Raw genomic sequence first — 19582 nt, 5'->3', positions numbered from 1 at the left:
TTTTTTATCGGTTATCGCTTTTTGCTGTATCTACATTCATTCCTTCAGAAACTTTCTGCTGGCCATTGATGATAACCTGGTCGCCAGCCTTCAGTCCCGAAAGGATGACGATGCCGTCGCCTTCGAAATCGCCGGTAGTTACGGGTTGCTGATGCGCCTTTCCGTTTACCACGGTCCATACGAATCGGGAGTTATCTACATCCAGTTCAATGCTTTGTGGCGGAACGGTGATGTGGGATGGGGTAGCAGCGCTTCCCTGCACCTGGGCGTTGCATACCATGCCTGGGAGCAGACGGCCCTGCGGATTGGTGATGCCCACCTTGACATCGTAGGTATGCGAGATGGGGTTGGCATCGATGCCTTTTTCTGAAATCGTTCCCCGGAAAATGGCACCCGAAAGAGCGGCTACCGTCAGTTTCACCTTGTCGCCCACGTGCAGATGAGATATTTCAGCTTCGGGTACGGATACCTTGGCGTTGACTTGTGCCACATTGGCGAGTTTCAGCACAGGCTGTCCGGGGAGCACGTAGGTTCCCAAGTCCACGTTCTTGGCAGCGATGACACCTGCAAAAGGAGCTGTGAGGGTAGAGTGGGAGAGTTGCTGGCGGGCGATGCTTTCAGCCGCCTTTGCCTGTTCCAGTTTGCTTTCTATCTCCACCCATTTCATATCCGAGATGGTTCCCGACTGGTGCAGGGGCAGGAATCTTCTGTAGGCATCCTGCGCCTGTTTCAGGGTGGTGAGTGTTGCCCGGTGAGCCTCCTTCACGGTGGTAGGGTTGATGGTGGCGAGCAGCTGTCCCTTGCTTACTCTATCTCCTTCTTCCACCCGTATGGAAGTGATGTTTCCGGCTATCTCGAAGCTGAGTGTAGATCCCATCTTTTCCTCGATGGTTCCCACATAGTCTTTCGTTCCCCCCAGGTTTGTATTCCCCACGGAGATAGTCTCAACTTTCACGTTTTTCTTCTCTAGCTTCCTGGCTTTTTCGGTGCATCCCGCCAGCATCATACAGCTGATAATGAATGCGACAAGCCATCCCGTTATAACATCTTTCTGTTTCATATTAATTACATTTTGTTGTTTTTTGCAAAGATAATGCAAAGGTATGAATTTTAGCTGAAAGCATAGGAAAAATAGGATTAAAAAAAATAAAAAAACAACCGAACAATCTACACCTTAGACCGAGGGTTGAGTCGATTACAGAAGACAATGTGGAGTCAAATTGCTCCATGACCCGAAAAAATCCTCCAAAAAGAGTGAGTTTCTCAGATTTAATTTGTATCTTTGCCATGTTATGTCAGAGTTTTGCTTGTTTTCTTTTCGCAACACTAAGATAAGTGAAAATTCTCACATGGCAAAATCCTGAGCAACTTTTTGTTGTTCTGGGGCTTAAAAGGTTTGATTTATAATAGTGTTGTGGAATTAAGGTTATAACAATATTATGACATCGTTATTCATATTGCAACTTGTATGTTGCGTCATTACAGCCATGCTAGCATTGCAATTAGCCATGGCAAGTTTGCAGGTGAGATGGAAGGTGTGGCGCTACGAAATATCAAGATGGCTTCTCGTTGCATCCATGCTATTCTTCTCCGTCCACTACCTCTTACAGATGGTTCATGGATTCCGTGCACAAGGTACCGATGTGGGCGCAGCATTCAACATACTGTTCTATACCCCAGTGGCATTTGCCATCACTCTCTCCATCATCAACATAGAGAGCACAGGCAGCAAAGTGCGCCGTTATTGTTTACGTAGTATGATGGCATACATACTCATCGCCCTAGTTTTCGTCATTGGCATATTCAAAAGTCATAGTTTACACATTGGCAATATGCTCTATGTGATGCTCGGTCTTTTTGTGGCTAGCATGGCATATTTTATCTTTATCATTCGCAAAGAAACAAATACCCGAAGGCAGAAGCTCATGGAAAATTTCGGAAGTGACTTGATTCCATACGTGCGCTATTCGCAAGCCAGCATCATTTTGCTATACCTTACTGCTGGACTCCTGCCTGTAGCAATCCTCTTCAATACCTTATTATATATAATAGGTCCCTTGATGTTACTCTCTGTCATCTTTTTCGTCCACACTTTCATTGCTATGGGCTATTACATCACACCAAAAGAAGTCATTCCTGAGGAAAATGACGCAGAGGCAAAAGTCACGGAAGCAGAAGATATAAAAGACGGCAAGAATACTTATGGTACAAATATCTTGACAGCTAATAGAAAGATAGAAATAGAATTAGCCCTCAAGAAATGGTGTGAAGAGGGATTTTATAAGGACTATGAAGTTAGCATCTATTCGTTAGCTACCAAGTTGGGATACAAGAAAATCGAACTGACAGAATACTTCAACCAGTCAGAATATACCAATTTTAGAACCTGGCTTAGCGACATTCGCTTTAATGAGGCAGTTCGCATGATGAAAGCCAACCCCGAATATAGCATTGACGCTATTTCCACAGAGTGCGGTTTCTCATCCCACACATGGATTTATCGTATATTCAAACAGAAAACGGGCATGTCACCTAGCCAATGGCGCAAACAGTTTGTCTCCATCTAAGTGTGTATTTTTGTAATCATACATTAAATACTGTTTAAAAAGTAGTAGTTTTCCTAGGAAAGCTACTACTTTTTTTGTGGAAAAGCTACAACTACCATAGGAAAGCTACTATCACTTTCAAAATAAAAAAGCTATTTTTGCAATCGAATCAATAACATAACAGATAATGAAAATGACAAGAGCAGAACCAACCATTTCAATTTCAGATGAAAATCTCATCATGATTGTTGTAGTGATCGTGACTGTGATTATCATAGTGTTCATCCTTGTGATGATACGCGACTACCGTCTCTATCTTGGGAATCATTGGAAAAAGAAATTCAGTTTCGCTGATTTCGTCAAGCAAGAACAATTCTATATTTATATACTGTTGTTCTTCCTTCTTTTGGTAGGTTCGGAATTGTTGTTACAAAACGAGTATTCATTTTAAAACAATAAATAATTATGAAAAAATCGTATCTATCATTATTCATCCTCGCAATAGGAGCGGCGATGTTTACTGCTTGTTCAGACGATGACAACAATGGGGAAAACGGAAATCCTAACATTCCTCTGGCAGAACTATCCAAGCCAAAGGCAAACCCTTGGCTGGCACAAGAGGAATACAGCATCACCCATTTCAATTCGGCTCAGACCGATGCTTTCACTGCAAAAGTAAAGGACGGCACGTTCTATGCCGACCTGACGAAATGCAAGGCAACAAGCAGCGGTCCAGTGAACCTCATGACGCTCGCATCCACTTCCCCAAAATATATGTGGGGAATGAGTAGCGACAGAGTGTCTATCATAGACGTATCCAACGGCAACTTTGAAAGACTCGCAGAAGCTGGTTTGCCTGGAATAACAATGAAGAATCAAGAACAGCTCAATATCTTGACATCCAGCTACTCGTCTTACTCAGAACTTGCTACAGCCGTAACCGGAGTGCTAGGTGCTGCCCCACAGATGTCTATAGCCAATGGAAACTATGTGTTGTGCGACAAGGACAACTATGTATATACCAATGCTGGACACATCATGGCAAGATACAAGCTGAAGAACCCAAATAATCCAAAGGAAGGCATAGAGCTAGACAGTCAGATTAAGCTCACACCGTATATCAACAACTCTTACACGCTGGTGGGAGCTACCATGACATACGATGGACATTTGCTCGTGGCGGCACAGAATGCTCTTGTTGTACTTAACCGTGAGTTGACCACGGTAGAAGATACCTACCCACTGGCAAGCACCCAGATATTGACGAACTCAATAGCAGTGGATGAGAACGGCGGGGTATATGTGGCAAGCAACGCCAAGGAGGCCAACGGCAAGGGACTCATGCAAAAGCTGATATGCAAGAATGGAAAGTTCTCTGACAGCGAGAGCGATGGAGCATGGAAAGCCGAGTATGACGGAGGTCCAATGGCACCATGTATCAAGCTCGGATATGGCACAGGAGCAACCCTACACTAATGGGATTTGGCAACGACGAGGACAAACTCGTAGTGATAACAGACGGAGCAAAGAGAATGAAACTCGTAGCTTTCTGGCGTGACGCCATACCTGCCGATGCCAAGCCTGTAGATTCCGGCAACAAGCGTTTGGCAGGAACGTTCGACATAACGTGCGGATTACCAGCCTCTACCGAATGGGTACAGTCGGAGCAATCCGTAGTAACCGCAGGATACGACGCTTTTGTGGTGAACAATATCAGCCAGACAACGGAAAAGATAAACGACAAGATTATAGGCGTGCTGGCAATCGGTCCTACCATAGAGACTCCTAGAGGTGTTGAATGCGTGAGCTGGAACACAAAGGAGAACAAGTGGGAGGCTAAGTGGACACGTGCTGACGTCAGTTCACCAAGCATGATTCCTGCTGTAAGCACATCGTCTGAAATGGTATTCGTAAGTGGATGGAACGATGCCACAGGATGGGAAGTAACCGGACTCGACTGGCGCACCGGCACCACACGCCACCGCACAATCCTAGGCAAAGACAATCGGGCCAATGGAGCATATGCCATCATACAGTTCTTTGACAATGGTGACTTACTCTACAATTCGGTGTCTGGACCGTTCAGAGTGGAAATCAAGTAAAACAGAGTGAGAACAAAAAGTATATTAATTTAAAAAAACAGGAAGTATGAAAATCAAGCAAATTATCATGACCTCATTGCTAAGTTTTATCACGGCAATGACATTCATCGCATGTTCCGATGACGACAGCAACAACGATATAAAAATCCCTACCGTGTCACCTAAGGAGCAATGGGGCGCAACCCTGAAAGGCGATGGTGAGGTTCTCGGAGCATACCCGGACTTATATTCCAATTATTGGGAATACACCTATGAGATAGACAAAAACAGTGACAAGATTCTATGCCTGAAAGGAGAATATCCTCATTGCAGATATTTCAGCATATCACTATACAATGATAAGACAGGAGACGTTTTTGCAGGCATCGATGACCAGGACATCTCGGCAGATAACGGAAGCACGAATCCTTTCGTCGCAACCACTTCTGGAAAGAACTATTTCACCCTCTATGTGGTGCCAAACGGAACGTCACAAAGCGTAATAGACAAACTTGGAGAGAATGTGGTGAAAGTTAAAGAAGGTGTGAACAAAGTAGCTGTAGTTCTCAGACATTACCTGGGCACTACTGCCGATGGAAGCCAAAAAGATGAATACGCAGGAGTAGAACTACCAGCCATCACTGCACTCGACATGAAATTGCATGAGACCTACGTGCCAGAACACGTTGTATCAAATGTCTATAAGATAACATCGAAGGTGTTTACACAGAAATCCGACGAAAACAGGGAGATGCCATTCTTCCTTGCTCCAGTTGGCAGGTACTATCCAAACAACTCCACGGCATACCTTTATGGAAGAACGCACTTGCGCGAGGACTCTGTGCTCACATTCTCCTTCATACCGGCCACAGTGCCTACAAAGCCTGAGGAATACAGAAAAGCTGTGACACGTTACTGGTCTATCTGCATTGGCTCAGCAAGCGACACACGCTCATATATGTCTGTATATGATGCGAAGGCTCGCTATGCCGATGGCAAGAAAGCAACATTTGTGGTTTGCCTGAAAAAGAATCCTAAGCTATCGGCCATACAGAGCAAGGTGAACGAAATGAATGCCAACGGAGAGTATGTCAATCTCTTCATTTGGGATAGTGAGAAAAAGAACATAGACGGCAATCCTATCGGAGAGATTGTGGCTGTCATGTACAGGAACATTCTTCCAGACAGGAAATGGATACACTCCATCGCAACCATGACACCTACTGCTTACAAGGATAAGACTGGCGAACCTATCGACCATGTGACCGATCCCGACAAGCAGCTTGCTCACAAAGCTCTTGGCGACTATGGACCACTTGGTGTAAAGGTAAGCAACGATGATTTCTTGCAGTAATGCCTACTTTTATGAACCTACTACGCTAACTCGCAAAAATGAGGGTTAGCGTGGTAGGCTCTCTACTTTTTGGGGTCTTCCGCTTTTCTCGTTGGTAAGACCATATATTCACTTCTTCTAAGTTTTAGTTAAATATATTTAATGAAGTGAGGATTTTCAGATAATAAATTGTATCTTTGCCTTCAATACGAACCATATAATTAAAATACAATATGAAGAAAATCTTATCTATTGCTTTTGCAGCATTACTTGCAACATCATCTTTTGCACAGAAAAGCGAAACACTTCTGGAACGTAACCAGTTGGCCAAGACTCCCCCTATGGGATGGATGACCTGGAATCTCTTTCAGGGGAACATCAGCGAGAAACTGATTAAGGAAACTGCCGATGCCATGGTGAAACATGGATTCCGAGATGCTGGTTACGAGTACATCTTCATTGATGACTTGTGGCAGGGCGGTCGTGACCGCCACAACAACATCATTCCAGACCCTGAGAAATTTCCGAATGGCATCAAGGCGCTTGCCGATTATGTTCACTCCAAGGGCTTGAAGCTGGGCATTTATTCTGATGCGGCTCAGCTTACCTGCGGCGGATGGACAGCCAGTTACGGTTTTGAGGAGCAGGATGCCCGCACCTTTGCTTCGTGGGGCATCGACTATCTGAAATATGATTACTGCCATGCTCCTGAGGACAGCGCCACAGCCCGGAAGCGCTATCGTACCATGGCCCAGGCTTTGAGCAAGTCGGGTAGAAACATCGTGCTCGGTATCTGCGAGTGGGGACAGCGCAACTGCGAAGATTGGTGCGAGCAGGTAGGCGGTTCTCTCTGGCGAACCAGCTATGATGTAAGAGACATGTGGAAGGATATTGTTCATCAGGGTGGAATGGGTATCCTCGATATCGTGAACGTCACCGCGCCGCTTGCCAAGGATGTGCGCCACGGTCAGTGGCCGGATATGGATATGCTGGTAGTGGGATTGAACGGCAAGGGCGGCCCATCCAGCGATTTGGGTGGAGTAGGGTGCAACTATACGGAATATCAGACTCAGATGAGTATGTGGTGCATGATGTCGTCGGTATTGGCACTGAGCAACGACCTTCGAAAGCTTTCGCCTGAGGACAAGCGCATTCTTCTGAACAGGGAGATTATCGCCATCAATCAGGATCCGCTGGGCAAGGCTGCAGAGCGCAAGGTGAATCAGGCAGATTATCAGGTTTATGTTCGTCCTTTGGCCAATGGTACCCATGCCGTAGCCATTCTTAACTGCAGCGACAAAGCCATCAGCATACAGGCAGATTTCAAGCAGTTGGGCTTAAATGGCAAGTATGCGGTAAGAGATGTCTGGCAGCATCGCGATATTGCCAGAAAGGCAAGCAAGTGGAAGGGTAGTGTAGCTGCCCATGAAACGAAGGTATTCGTATTGAAATAGGTGTTTTTTGATATTGATATAGAGGAACCGGCACTTATATATATGTATATATATGAGAACCGGCACAAAAAAAGGGCTAGCCCATTACCAGGGCTAGCCCTCCGTTTTAATTATTTTCTAGGGTGCAATGAAATGTCATCCAGAAAGCTGCTTAGCACGTTATGAGTGATTACTTTACCTCAATGTGCTTAACATCGTCTTTCTTCTCCTCCTTGGCTACCTTAGGAATCTCAATCTTCAAGACACCATCGCTGACCTCAGCAGAAATCTTCTCGTGATTGGCATCCTCTGGTAAAGCATAGCTCTGAGAGTAGCTGCTGTAAGAGAATTCACGACGCAGGTAATGCTCTTCCTTCTTTTCCTCCTTCTTCTCGTTCTTGTTCTCGATAGATACATTCAGATAACCATCCTTATCAATGTTCATCTTAACCATATCCTTCTTCAACCCAGGAGCTGCAATCTCCATCGTGTAAGCTGTAGCATCCTCCTTTACGTTAACAGCAGGAGCTGTGGCGTTCATGTGTGGCATCAATTCGGTATCAAAGAAGTTGTCATTAAACCAACTGTTCAACCAATTTGAAACACTGTTATTTCTACGAGCTAACAACATAATGTAAAACCTCCAAATTATATTTTTCTCATCCTCTCTTCGCCTTCCGGCTCTGTCGGGATTTCTAATTGTTTATTAATTTATCCTTTTTCTTAATGATCGCTTCGGCTTTCGGGACTCAAGGCCTTCGAGAAACCCTCAAATGTAATTGCTTAGGGTTCTTATCGTTCCCCTTGCCCTTTCAGCTTCCGTTTTCATCTTAGGTATTAGCAAGTTATGTGCCAGGTAAATTTTTATATCAGGAGTGAACGGTTTTTGCCAGAACTGGCAATAAATGCTGCAAAAATGGCATCAAAGTATAATTAATTTAATCATTTCTGCCAAAATATTCCGTTTTCCCTCCTCAGTTGTTCCCGTCTGTTGCTTGAAGAATGAATGTATGTTAAACTTTTAATGAGAATACTTTTTCAAGTGGACTATTCTTTCAAATCCCTATCCACCATGGCGCAGACACAGGAGTCTGACCATACATTCTCTGCCGTCTCTACCATGTCGATAATGGTATAGATTGGCAGGATGATGCCCATGATGCCGATAGGAGCATTGATACCGGACATCAGAGATAGGGTAAGGAAATAACATCCCATCGGTACTCCTGCATTACCCACTGCTGAGATAACTGAAATGAAGAGCCAGAGAATCATCGTAGTCCAAGGTAAAGGCATTCCTCCATTCTGCATCAGGAATAAGGAGGTTACGAGGATAAACGCAGCACAACCATTCATGTTGATGGTAGTACAGATAGGTAATACAAAGCGGGAAACCTGATTGGAAACTCCCAGTCTATCTTCTGCTGTCTGCATCGTCACCGGCAACGTAGCAGCAGAACTCTTTGTAAACAGAGCCATCAATACTGCCGGCATCATCTTGCCCAAAGTGCGCACTGGATTCAAGCCTCTTGCCAAGAGGAAGAGCGGGAGGATGATGAAGAATTGAATGACATTACCTCCCAGGATAACAGCTACGTACTTTCCTAGAGAAGCCATCACGATACCCGCAGAGAACTGGGCTGAGAGTTGTGCTGCAAAGGCAACGATACCCAGAGGCAGAGCCCAGATTAATCCATGAATCAGCATGAAGAGCAGATCCTGTAATCCAAACAATCCCTTCATCACGACTTCTTTCTTATCGCTTGATGGCATTTTGGTTAAAGCAATACCTGCAGCTGCCGCCAAAATCAATATAGAGAGTACATTTCCTTCGGCAAACGGCTTGATGATGTTGTTGGGTATTACCCCAAGAATATGATCATAATAGCTGGTTTCTCCCAGCTTTTGGGGAACATCTGCCATACCGCTCTGCACCAAGGCTGTAGGTAAATTGCCTGGAGAAACGATGTTGTAGAGTACCAGTCCCACTGCTGCTGCAGCTATCGTCGTGAGCAGGGTGTAGGTGATGGCGTGGCGGAATATCTTACCGGTATCTGCCTGGTTGCCCAAGGATGCCAGGGTTGTGATGACAGCCAAGGCTATGGTTGGTACTGCCAGAAGTTGGAATAAGCGGGTATAGACCGTGGCGATGAAATTCATCAGACCATCCAGCCAGCTGATGCCGAACATACCCAAAACTGCGCCTACTATCAAAGCGCCAATCCATAGTACCAGCTGCCGGGTTTGCTTATTCTTCACTCCTTTTTGGTTACTGCAGCCGGCATTGCTGTCCGGCTGTCTATTTCCTATATCATTTATTGTTTTTACCATGATTTTAAATTATTATTTTTTAGACAAAAGTATTCTCCTTATTCCAACCCCCACATGTCATTCAGCATACTGATTGCTGACTCCGAGCGGAAAACATGATCGCGGAAGGTGATGATGCCTTCGGGAGCAAGGTGGGCTTCGAAGGAATTCACCAGGAAATCTGCTTCGAGCAGAATGCGATGGTCGAGGCTGGTAACATCTTGATAAGTATGATGATGGGCAATGAGCCAGCAGATTCTTTCTATCTGTGCGGCTGTGAATCCATCTACTTCTGACAGTACTTTTTTTGCCTCGTCAGGACCCAGTTCTTCCTGGTGCTTGCCATCGCAGTTGCCGTATCTGGCTTGTGAAACGTGAATGCCTACATCGTGAAGAATGGCTGCTGCTTCGAGCACGAAGAGTTCTTCTCCGGTCATTCCCTCTGCTATCGCAATCATACGGGCAAAGTCGTGCACCTTTACGAAATGCTGGATGAGTGGCGCATCGCCACCATCGTACTTAATCATCGCCCTCATCAGTTGGGCGAGTGTCAATTCCTTGTTTGTCATAATCTTATGTTTTTTTAAAAATCAATATTTATATCTACTTAAGATGTTAATCGAAGAGTTTCTTCCAAATCCACAATACCGCTATGGCACCAATGACATAGAAAATAAAGTTGGTAAGATAACCCTTGCCAAACAGTTCTATGTTCAGCAGACTGCTGATGATGGCGCCGGCATATACGCTACGCCTCCAGCAGGAAGGTTAATCCGCTGATTCCGATATAGGCATAGATGATGTATTTGAGTAGGGAGCCGCTGAGGTGCCTGAACACCCAGGAGCCTATCAGGTTGCCGATGAAGACTCCGGCTATTCCGTAGATATAACCTATGGAGACCGTGGTGGTGAAGAAACCATTGTAGGCTCTTGCCAGTGTCATCATCAGATTGCCTGCCAGGAAATAGGTCTGCGTCATCGCCAGATAGCGATCCTTGTCGGGCTCTGAACTGACGAAATAGAGTACGGCTGGGGGACCCTGCATTCCGAAGAATCCTCCCATCAGTCCGCTCAATGTTCCTGCCGTAACCTGCACGGGTAGCGTAGTCTTTACCTTGATGCGCTTGCTGAAGAAGGTGAAGTAGATGCTCACGATGATCAGCGTAATGCCTAGCAATATGTTCAGTATGTGATATTCCATCCGCTTGAGCACGAAGATGGCTCCGATGGAAATGATGATGAAGGTGAACAGAATGGGCAGCAACCGCCTCCAGGTGATGTACTTGTATTTCTGAATGACGATGATCAGGGAGGTTGTCATCGCCAGGATGCCTGAGAGGGTTGTTGCCTCACCGTAAGAGGGCATGATGGAGGGGAACATCGTCATGATGAAGATGCCAAAACCGAAGCCAGTGGTGCGTTGCACAAAACTGGCTCCGATGCTCAACAGGAAGAGTTCTACTACTATCTGATCCATTTTCTAGTACAATTTATCTGAGCTTTCTGATAACTCTTGCAGGATTTCCCACAGCCATGGAGTCATCAGGAATATCCTTGACCACTACGCTGCCGGCACCGATTACGCAGCGGTTGCCGATGGTTACTCCAGGGCAGACGATGACTCCTGCGCCCAGCCAGCAATCCTCGCCAATGGTGATGGGGAAGCCTGTTTCTACTGGCTTGCGGCGTTCCATATAGTTGATGGGGTGGTTAGGGGTTACCAGCTGGCAGTTCGGACCTATCAGGGTGCGGTCGCCGATGGTAATCAGGGCTTCATCGAGCATCGTGGCACCATAGTTGATGAATACATTCTCACCCACCTTGATGCCGTGACCATGGTCGCAGTGAAAGGGTGGACAGATGGTGGCTGAAGTTGGAATGCCAGGAATCAGTTCTTCGATAATGGTTCGATAGTCTTCATCAAACAGGGTTAGCGTCTGCAGGCGGCAGCAGAGACGGTTGGCGTGCTCTATGCTTTTCATACCTTCCTTGTTGCTGAAATCATAAAGCTCGCTGTTTCTCATTTTTTCAAATTCTGTCATCTTTGTTCTCTATTGATGGATGTAATCCAGAATCTGTTCTGCATGAATCTTGGTCTTGATCTCCTTTGGAGTGAAGATTTTCTCAATAATGCCTTCTTCGTTGACAAGATAGGTGGTGCGGAGGATTCCGATGGTCTTTCTGCCGCAGGTTACCTTCTCGCCCCAGCAGCCGAGTTCCTGCAACAGAGTGGTTTCTGTATCGGCAATAAGAGGGAACTGCAGACCCTTGGTTTCTGCAAACTTCTTCTGCAGCGCCTGCTTGTCCTTGCTCACGCCGATAATCTCGTAACCGGCTGCTGCCAGTTCCTCCTTATGAGCCTGCAGGGAGCAGGCTTCGGCAGTGCATCCGCTGGTGTTAGCCTTCGGATAACTGTAGAGCACGAGCTTGCGACCACGGTAGTCGCTTGCCTTGATTTCACGTCCTTCCTGGTCAATGCCAAGAATCTCTGGTATTTTATCTCCTACATTCATAATTATATATTATTTAAAAGTTATACTATTCTTCAATCTATTATTTCTTCCTTTTCACCCCTCTTACTGCCTCGCTTTCCAATGGATTCTCGGGCCAGAAGTGTTTGGGGTAGCGGCGCTTCAGCTCCTTGCGCACCTCGAAGTAGGTGGATTGCCAGAAGCTGGCGAGATCCTGCGTAAGCTGAACGGGCTTGAAACCCGGAGAGAGCAGCTCCAGCAGCAGTGGCTGCCTGCCATCATCAACAGCTGGCGTCTGAGTCATTCCGAAGCACTCCTGCAGGCGGGCACTGAGGATGGGTGCCTCGGCTCCCTGACGATAGTCGATGCGGATATGACTGCCCGATGGAACCACGATGTGGGTGGGAGCCAGGCGGTCTATCTCCTGCTGCTGCTCGTATGGAATCTGTGCCCATAGAATCTCCGGGAGATTGAGCTTCCTGAGCTCGGCGGTGCTCGTCTTGAGCTTTCCGCCCTGTTCCAGATAGAAGGGCAACCATTCGGCGGCTGTCTCCATCAGGTGCGCGGTGGACAGATCGGGTAACTCCATTTCTGGGTGCCACGCTCTTACCTGCGCCACTCTCCGCTGCAACCGCTGAACGTCTTCGTTCCAGTCCAGCATGCTGAGTCCCTCCTTCCGGATGGCGGTGCAGAGGATATCGATGATTTGCTGCCTGTCGGCATCCTGGAGCGGTTTGCTATCTACCACTAGGGTTCCGATGCGCCGCTCTCTCTGCATCCTGATCATTCCCGCCTTACTGTCCCACGAGATGTTGTCGAACTCGTGGGTAGGGAGGTCGTTGATGTTTACGGGAGCCGAGAGAAACACCCTGCCTGCCTTTCCCGAAGATAGAAGCGGGGTGGAAGCATTCGTGTCCGACGGCTGGGCAGATACATTGAGCGAGGCGATGGCGAGCCATTGCTGCGCCGACATCGCATCGCTTGAATCGATGAAGAGCGTCTTACCATTCGACATTCTGAAATGGCCGATATTATCGATGGCCATGGCGATGCGCTCAGGATAGGCTAGGGCAATCAGTCTGCCCACCTCTTCTGCATCCACCGGCTCATTGTCTTCCTTCACCTTGAGCATCCTGCGGTATTCCTGGGCTATCTGGGCGATGCGAGCCCATCTGCCCAGACTGTTTTTCTGTCGCTGCGAACGGAGGATGGAGAGGCGCAGCGACATGTCTGAATCCTCAGAGTCACTCATCGGGTCTTTCTCTTCCAGCAGGGCGGCAACGTCGCAGGCTAGAGCTTTGAGCGCAGAAGATTCTGTACTCATCATCATCTTGGCGATGCGCGGATGACAAGGCAATGTTGCCATCTTCCTGCCCAATGGGGTGATGCTGCCATCCGCTTCTATCGCTTCAAGTGATAGAAGCAATTCCTTGGCATTGAGAAGGTTACTGCTTGATGGTGGGGTAAGCCAGAGCAGCGACTGGGGATTGTTCTCGCCAAAGGCTGCAATGTCGAGTACCATCGATGTTAGGTCGGCTTCCTCTATTTCCGGTTGGCGCTGGTCTTCCATCAGATGTTCCGAGGTCTGAGTCCACAACCGATAGCAGATTCCTTCAGCCACACGTCCGGCTCGTCCTCTTCTTTGGGTGGCCATATCCTTGCTGATGGTTACGGTTTCCAGGTGGCTCAATCCCGTACGGGCGTCGTAAACCAGTTTTCTGCAGAGTCCGGAATCCACCACGATTCTCACCCCTTCGATGGTAAGCGAGGTTTCTGCAATAGGTGTGGCGAGCACAATTTTCCTTTCTCCCTCTTTCGAAGGGGCGATGGCGAGGCGCTGCTTCTCGGGTGGAAGATTGCCGTAGAGCGGATAAACCTGCGGAACGGTAAGTTCAGCTGAAGCCCTGCTGAGGCTTGCATCCAATATCTCCTTGCATTTCAGAATCTCCGACTGTCCCGGAAGAAAAGCCAGAATATCGCCCTCGTGCTTATCTGCAGCCTTGAGGATGGTAGCTGCCACCTCTTTATATATGTCGTATCGCGCAATGTCGGTCTCAGAATAAATGGTCTCTACTGGGAACATTCGGCCTTCGCTCTCTATCAGGGGAGCTTGTAATGCCTCGCAGATGGCAGAAGCATCGATGGTAGCCGACATGATGATAATCTTCAGATCGGGTCGGATGATTTCCTGTGCCTGTCGGGTGAGGGCAAGCGCCAGGTCGGAGTTGATGCTTCGCTCATGAAACTCATCAAAGATGACGGCGCTCACTCCTTCGAGCGTGGCATCATGGATGAGCATCCGGGTGAGGATTCCTTCGGTGAGCACCTCGATGCGGGTTTCTGAAGAAACCTTGTTCTCGAAGCGTACCCGATAACCCACGGTTTTGCCCACGGGTTCGCCCAGGATGCTTGCCATCCGCTCTGCTATCTGTCGGGCGGCAAGTCGGCGCGGTTCCAGCATCAGAATCTTTCCTTGTGGGGTGGCTTCGAGGAGAGTGAGTGGAAGTACGGTGGACTTTCCGGCTCCCGGCGGAGCGGTAACAACAAGGTTTGCCGACTCCTTCAGAGTGCTGTTGATGGTGTCGGCTATCTGGAATGCAGGAAGATGACCTGCCTGCTGTTTGATTCTATCGTAATTCATACTGCAAAGATACGCATTATTTTTGTGATACACAAATTTTCAGACCATCTTCTCTTTCAGCCGGTACCATTTTACGAAAGCGAAGTAGCCGGCTAGGATGGCAACATAGAGAATGGCTAGCTGGAGCAGGGAAAGATGCACATGCTCGATGCTTGCCCCCGGCAACATACTCGTCAGCCGGAAGGCGGTGTTGATGAATTGGGTGATGGAGGTGAGAACGTTTATCACCAACTGCATTAATCCTTCTGTGGGTGAGGCTAGGAAAGAGATGTAGGTAAGGGGTGAAAGGATGAAAAGCAGGACGCAGAGATAGAGAATGAGGGTGGCTGCCGGGATGGCGATGAAACTGGTAATCAGGGAGTAACAGGAAATGCGGCCGAAATAGAAGACGATGAGGGGCAGGGTGCCAATCTGGGCAGCCAGGGAAACACAGAAAAGACCCCATATTGCGCGGATGATGTTGCTGTGGGATGAGAGGAGACAGAAGAAGAGGGGGTAGAACAGAAGAATGGAACCCACGGCAAGAAAGGACATCTGGAAACCGATGTCGAAGATGTTGAACGGGTTGACCAGCACCATGATGATGTAGGCCAATGCCAGCGTGTTGAGCGTTGGGTCGGGGCGCAAGGAGAGCAATACCATACTGTAGATGCTGAGCATGGTGGCTGCCCTGACGGCACTGGCTGGGAATCCGATAAAGATGACGTATGCCCAGACGATGGTGGTGGATAGGATGATGGTTAGCTTAGACCGGCGTTTGCCGCCTAGCAGCAGGATAATGAGTTGGAAGATGATGCCGATGTGCAAACCGCTAACTGCCAATATGTGGCTTGTTCCGGATATAGAATAGGCTTCCTTGGTTTCCTGGCTGAGTGCCGACTTGTCGCCCATTGCCATGGCTGCGATGACTGCGAAATCCTGTTCTCCGATATGCAGGGTGTGGAGTCGTTGTTCCGCCTGCAGCCTGAAGTCTTGGGCTTTCAGGATGGTGCGTTCAAAGGAGGAGAGTGATTGGTAGGCTTTTATCTGAACGGGAGCATTGAGCTGATTGATGTGATGGGCGGTAATGCAACCGCCGAGGCAGAAGATGCAAAGATAGAGGTTGAGGCATTGATAGTGGATGAGCTTGTCGGTGGTGCGGCTCGACGGGTTGTGTCGGCGGATGAGTTGGGTCATCATATAGCAGCAGGCTGCGAAGCTCCAGGGGAGGATGGAGAAGGTGAGCCATTGGCGCATGCTGAGGTAATCATAGCTATATTTAGCCGTGATGATACCTACCGTCAGTACGAGGCTGAAGGACATGAGTGGGGTGAAATGTTGCTTTTTGATTCTGTCCATAGTTACCGATTTTGCTGGAAAGCCGATGGAATGAGATGGCTGATTCCATGGTTTATGTAAAAGCCCGATAAAAGGTTGGTGATAGTCCAACGCTCTTATCGGGCTTATCCTATTGTATATAGTGTTTATCCTATATATATAATAATGTGTAAATCTACAGCAGATGCTGCAGATGAGTTATCTAATCATTATTTGCCGAATCCGAAGATACGCTTGATGAATTTCTTCACCGCGTTCTCGTTCTTCTGTGGGTTTACCACAGGAGCATACTTGCGGTTGCCGGAGCCCTCGGTGTTCTGCTGCTTCTGCTGGGAAGTGCCCTGCTTTTTCTGGGCTACGCCTCTGCCACGGCCATTGCTGCCTGGGCGGACATTGTTCTCTGTACCAGGACGCTGGTTGCCATTAGGCTGCTGGTTGCCGTTTTCATCATAGCGGCGCTTGTTGTTGTTGCGGCGCTTGTTGTTACGGTTCTGCTGCTCGCCATTCTGTGGAGCAGCCTGCTGGTTGTTCTGTGGCTTGGCTCCCTTAGGGGCATTCTGCTGTTTGGCATCCTTTGGAGCATTTGGCTGCTCGCCATTCTCGCTGTTGTTGCGGGGATTCTTCTCCTTTCGGTCGTTTGGTTTGTTTGGCTTGCGCTTGTGAGAAGTCTGGTCACGGTCTTTCTGGCGACGGCTCTTGGCGCTGGTCTTGGTCTTACCCTCACTATTGGCATTGTTGCCTTCGTTTCCATTTTCTCCGTTGTTCTTGTTTTCGCCGTTGTTTCTGTTCTCGGCGTTCTTCTTGTTGCGGCTTTCTCCGTTCTTGCCACGGCCTTTTCCGCCTTGCTTTCCGCCCTTTCCACCACGGCCGTTGTTCTTCTTAGGCTTGTTGAGCTTGATGTATTCAGGGCCTTCGCCGCAACCTTCCGGCAATGGCATCTTCTCTACCACTTTTTCCAGGAACTTCTCTATCTGCTGGAACCAGTACTGGTCTTCCTCGTTTACGAAGGTGATGGCTCTACCGTCACGGTTGGCACGGGCTGTACGACCGATGCGGTGAACATAATCCTCTGTATCGTGAGGAACATCGTAGTTGATAACCATCTCGATGTCATCGATGTCGATTCCACGAGCCACGATATCGGTAGCCACGAGTACATCATATTGTCCGCTCTTAAACTTGAACATCACGTCGTCGCGCTCTGCCTGCTCCAGGTCGGAGTGCATCGCACCGCAGTTGATGCCTATCTGCTGAAGGGCTGCAGCCAACTGCTTCACCTTCATCTTGCTGCCGCTGAACACGATGACACGCTTCATGTCGCCAGCTTTGAAGATTTCCTTGATGATGGTCATCTTCTGGGTTTCATAGCATACGTAAGCCTCCTGCTTGATCTTCTCGGCTGGTTTGCTTACGGCGAGCTTAATCTCTACAGGGTCCTTGAGCAAGGTCTTGGCCAGTTCCTCAATCTTCTCTGGCATGGTGGCAGAGAACATGATGGTCTGGCAGGTCTTTGGCAACTTGCTTGCGATGGTGTTGATGTCCTCAGAGAAACCCATGTCGAGCATGCGGTCGGCCTCATCAAGGATGAAGAAGCTCACCTTGCTCAAATCCACGTTACCCAGAGAAATGTGGGTGATGAGGCGGCCAGGGGTAGCGATAACTACATCGGCACCCATGCGGAGGCTCTTCAATTCCTGGTCGTAGCGGTTGCCGTCGTTGCCGCCATATACTGCCACGCTGCTCACATCTTGCAGATAGTAGCCGAAGCCCTGCATTGCCTGGTCTATCTGCTGAGCCAACTCGCGGGTTGGTGACATGATGACGCAGTTGATGGCATCTTTTGGATAACCGCCATCGTCGAGCTTGCTCAAAACTGGGAGCAGGTAGGCTGCAGTCTTACCGGTACCGGTCTGTGCAACGCCTAACACGTCGTGACCTTCCAATATCTCTGGTATACATTTTTCCTGTACGGGGGTGCAAGTGTCGAATCGCATGTCGTATAATGCGTCGAGCACGTTGTCGTTTAAATCTAATTCGTCGAAATACATTTCTATAAATTTTTTAATTTATAGTTTATAGCTTATAGCAGCAGTGCCCCTATAAACTATAAACTCTTAATTCTTAATTGATAATTACCTCGGAGCCTTGCGGTAGCAGAAGTAAGCCACGAAGGCAAAGATGATGTTTGGCATCCATGCCGCCAATGCCGGAGGAAAGTTTGCCTGGATGGCGAAGGTGGCTGAAACGGTCTGCAGCATGATGTAGCCGAAACTCAGTGCCAGACCGATGCCCAGTGCCATTCCCATTCCTCCCTTTCGCTTGCGGGATGAGAGCGAAACACCGATGATGGTGAGGATGAAGGAAGCAAACGAGGAGGCGATGCGCTTGTAGTACTCCACCTGATACTGTACCACATTGCCTGAACCACGGTTGATCTGCTTGGAGATATAATCCTTCAGTTCCGGACTGGTGAAGGTTTCCTGCTGTCCCTTGGAGTAAACCAGATCGGTAGGCTCCATCATGATGAGCGTATCCTTCTGTGCTCCACTCGTGATGTGTTCCTTCATACCCTTCAGCTGGCGCACCTTCCAGCTGCTCAGCTTCCAGTGGTACTTGCTGTCGGAGATGGTATCATACTGAATCTCCATTGCCGTGAGGTGACTCACCAGTTTTTTGTCCTGAAACTTGTCCAGGCAGAAGCCATAGCCTCTCTTCACGTTGTTGTCGTAGTGCTGGATGTAGGCGATGACACCTTTATCTACCTGCAGCTGCACATTCTCGGCAGAGGTGTTCTTCTTCTTGTTCTTATACATGTTCTCGAAGTTCTGTCGAACCACGGTGCCATGTGGGATGACGTAGGCGGAGAGCGCATAGCTCAGGGCTGAAAGCATCACGCAGGTGATGAGATAAGGACGCAGAAGTCGCTTGAATGAAACGCCCGATGCCATGATGGCAATGATTTCTGAGTTGCCTGCCAGCTTGGAGGTGAAGAGAATGACAGCCACGAACACGAACAACGCACTGAAGAGATTGGCGAAGTAGGGAACGAAGTTGGCGTAATAGTCGAAGATGATGGCCCGGGTCGGCGCATGATACTCCGTAAATTTCGCCAGGTTCTCGTTGAAGTCGAACACGATGGCAATGGTAATAATCAAGGCTATCGAGAAGAAGTAGTAACCTACGAACTTCTTGATGATATACCAGTCCAGTCGCTTGATGTATCTCAGTGGGTTGAGATACCTGAGCACCTTGAGGAAACGCAGTTTGTGCCCCATCCATCCCAGCACCTTGGCGATGCGGTGGAGGATGGGAACCAGCCAACCGAAGCGATGGGCAATGGCTCTGCCCATCTTCAGTCGTCTGCGATGTTTTCTGATGTATTTAAAATCTTTCATCATTTAAAGTAAATATGTATGGGAGCATCCCATAAAGTTCAATGCTCAAAGCTCA

At 48.1% G+C, this 19582-nt stretch carries 16 protein-coding genes and 2 pseudogenes; 5 read left to right on the top strand and 13 right to left on the bottom strand.

The features are described 5' to 3' along the window. Positions 1–4: 4 nt before the first annotated feature. Positions 5–1060, bottom strand: coding sequence for an efflux RND transporter periplasmic adaptor subunit (locus V8Z93_RS11160; protein ID WP_337782422.1), 1056 nt, complete (start codon positions 1058–1060; stop codon positions 5–7). A 97-nt stretch (positions 1061–1157) separates the two neighbouring features. Beyond that, a pseudogene (locus V8Z93_RS11155) lies at positions 1158–1289 on the bottom strand (IS1380 family transposase); the annotation flags it as partial. Between the two features lie 198 nt (positions 1290–1487). Between V8Z93_RS11155 and V8Z93_RS11150 the strand changes: the two are divergent. The 5 genes from V8Z93_RS11150 to V8Z93_RS11130 all read left to right on the top strand — a co-directional run bounded on the left by V8Z93_RS11150 (position 1488) and on the right by V8Z93_RS11130 (position 7414). After that, positions 1488–2567 (top strand): helix-turn-helix domain-containing protein, encoded by a 1080-nt coding sequence (locus tag V8Z93_RS11150; protein ID WP_439431532.1) that lies wholly within the window; start codon positions 1488–1490, stop codon positions 2565–2567. A gap of 444 nt (positions 2568–3011) precedes the next feature. Beyond that, positions 3012–4022: a hypothetical protein gene (locus V8Z93_RS11145; protein WP_439431531.1), complete on the top strand. Its 1011-nt coding sequence runs from the start codon at positions 3012–3014 to the stop codon at positions 4020–4022. Further along, positions 4022–4648 (top strand): hypothetical protein, encoded by a 627-nt coding sequence (locus V8Z93_RS11140; protein ID WP_439431530.1) that lies wholly within the window; start codon positions 4022–4024, stop codon positions 4646–4648. Before V8Z93_RS11145 ends, V8Z93_RS11140 begins: the two co-directional genes overlap by 1 nt. A 46-nt stretch (positions 4649–4694) precedes the next feature. After that, positions 4695–5981, top strand: a complete 1287-nt coding sequence (locus tag V8Z93_RS11135) for a hypothetical protein (protein WP_439431529.1) — start codon at positions 4695–4697, stop codon at positions 5979–5981. A 212-nt stretch (positions 5982–6193) separates the two neighbouring features. Continuing rightward, a complete protein-coding gene (locus tag V8Z93_RS11130) occupies positions 6194–7414 on the top strand; it encodes a glycoside hydrolase family 27 protein (RefSeq protein ID WP_218412223.1) in 1221 nt (406 codons plus the stop codon). Positions 7415–7583: 169 nt separating this feature from the next. Here the strand turns inward: V8Z93_RS11130 and V8Z93_RS11125 are convergent, their stop codons facing one another. The 11 genes and pseudogenes from V8Z93_RS11125 to V8Z93_RS11075 all read right to left on the bottom strand — a co-directional run bounded on the left by V8Z93_RS11125 (position 7584) and on the right by V8Z93_RS11075 (position 19527). After that, a complete protein-coding gene (locus V8Z93_RS11125) occupies positions 7584–8024 on the bottom strand; it encodes an Hsp20/alpha crystallin family protein (RefSeq protein WP_153122300.1) in 441 nt (146 codons plus the stop codon). Between the two features lie 416 nt (positions 8025–8440). Beyond that, entirely contained in the window at positions 8441–9652 is a 1212-nt protein-coding gene (locus tag V8Z93_RS11120; protein ID WP_439431528.1) for a dicarboxylate/amino acid:cation symporter, read from the bottom strand. A 110-nt stretch (positions 9653–9762) separates the two neighbouring features. Continuing rightward, a complete protein-coding gene (locus V8Z93_RS11115; protein ID WP_203041273.1) occupies positions 9763–10272 on the bottom strand; it encodes an HD domain-containing protein in 510 nt (169 codons plus the stop codon). A 46-nt stretch (positions 10273–10318) separates the two neighbouring features. Further along, positions 10319–10447, bottom strand: a pseudogene (locus tag V8Z93_RS11110) (GlsB/YeaQ/YmgE family stress response membrane protein); the annotation flags it as partial. 4 nt (positions 10448–10451) lie between these two features. Then, positions 10452–11180 (bottom strand): sulfite exporter TauE/SafE family protein, encoded by a 729-nt coding sequence (locus V8Z93_RS11105; protein ID WP_439431527.1) that lies wholly within the window; start codon positions 11178–11180, stop codon positions 10452–10454. A 13-nt stretch (positions 11181–11193) separates the two neighbouring features. Continuing rightward, positions 11194–11745 carry a sugar O-acetyltransferase gene (locus V8Z93_RS11100; RefSeq protein WP_439431526.1) on the bottom strand — a complete coding sequence of 184 codons (552 nt, stop codon included), beginning with the start codon at positions 11743–11745 and terminating at the stop codon, positions 11194–11196. Positions 11746–11754: 9 nt separating this feature from the next. Continuing rightward, a complete protein-coding gene (locus V8Z93_RS11095) occupies positions 11755–12216 on the bottom strand; it encodes a peroxiredoxin (RefSeq protein ID WP_439431525.1) in 462 nt (153 codons plus the stop codon). A gap of 40 nt (positions 12217–12256) precedes the next feature. After that, complete coding sequence (gene hrpB, locus V8Z93_RS11090) at positions 12257–14815, bottom strand: ATP-dependent helicase HrpB (protein ID WP_439431524.1); 2559 nt, start codon at positions 14813–14815, stop codon at positions 12257–12259. A 39-nt stretch (positions 14816–14854) separates the two neighbouring features. Further along, positions 14855–16153, bottom strand: coding sequence for a ComEC/Rec2 family competence protein (locus tag V8Z93_RS11085; protein WP_439431523.1), 1299 nt, complete (start codon positions 16151–16153; stop codon positions 14855–14857). Positions 16154–16341: 188 nt separating this feature from the next. Further along, the gene (locus V8Z93_RS11080) at positions 16342–18180 is read right to left on the bottom strand and encodes a DEAD/DEAH box helicase (RefSeq protein ID WP_439431522.1); all 1839 of its coding nucleotides are present in this window, start codon (positions 18178–18180) and stop codon (positions 16342–16344) included. 84 nt (positions 18181–18264) lie between these two features. After that, complete coding sequence (locus tag V8Z93_RS11075) at positions 18265–19527, bottom strand: LptF/LptG family permease (RefSeq protein WP_203049584.1); 1263 nt, start codon at positions 19525–19527, stop codon at positions 18265–18267. Between the last annotated feature and the right edge of the window lie 55 nt (positions 19528–19582).

It is taken from the genome of Segatella copri (genome assembly GCF_051861805.1).
GTDB classification, from domain to species: Bacteria; Bacteroidota; Bacteroidia; order Bacteroidales; family Bacteroidaceae; genus Prevotella; species Prevotella copri_M.
Note: the sequence above shows the minus strand (reverse complement) of the source record. Positions and strands in the feature narration are given on the sequence as shown.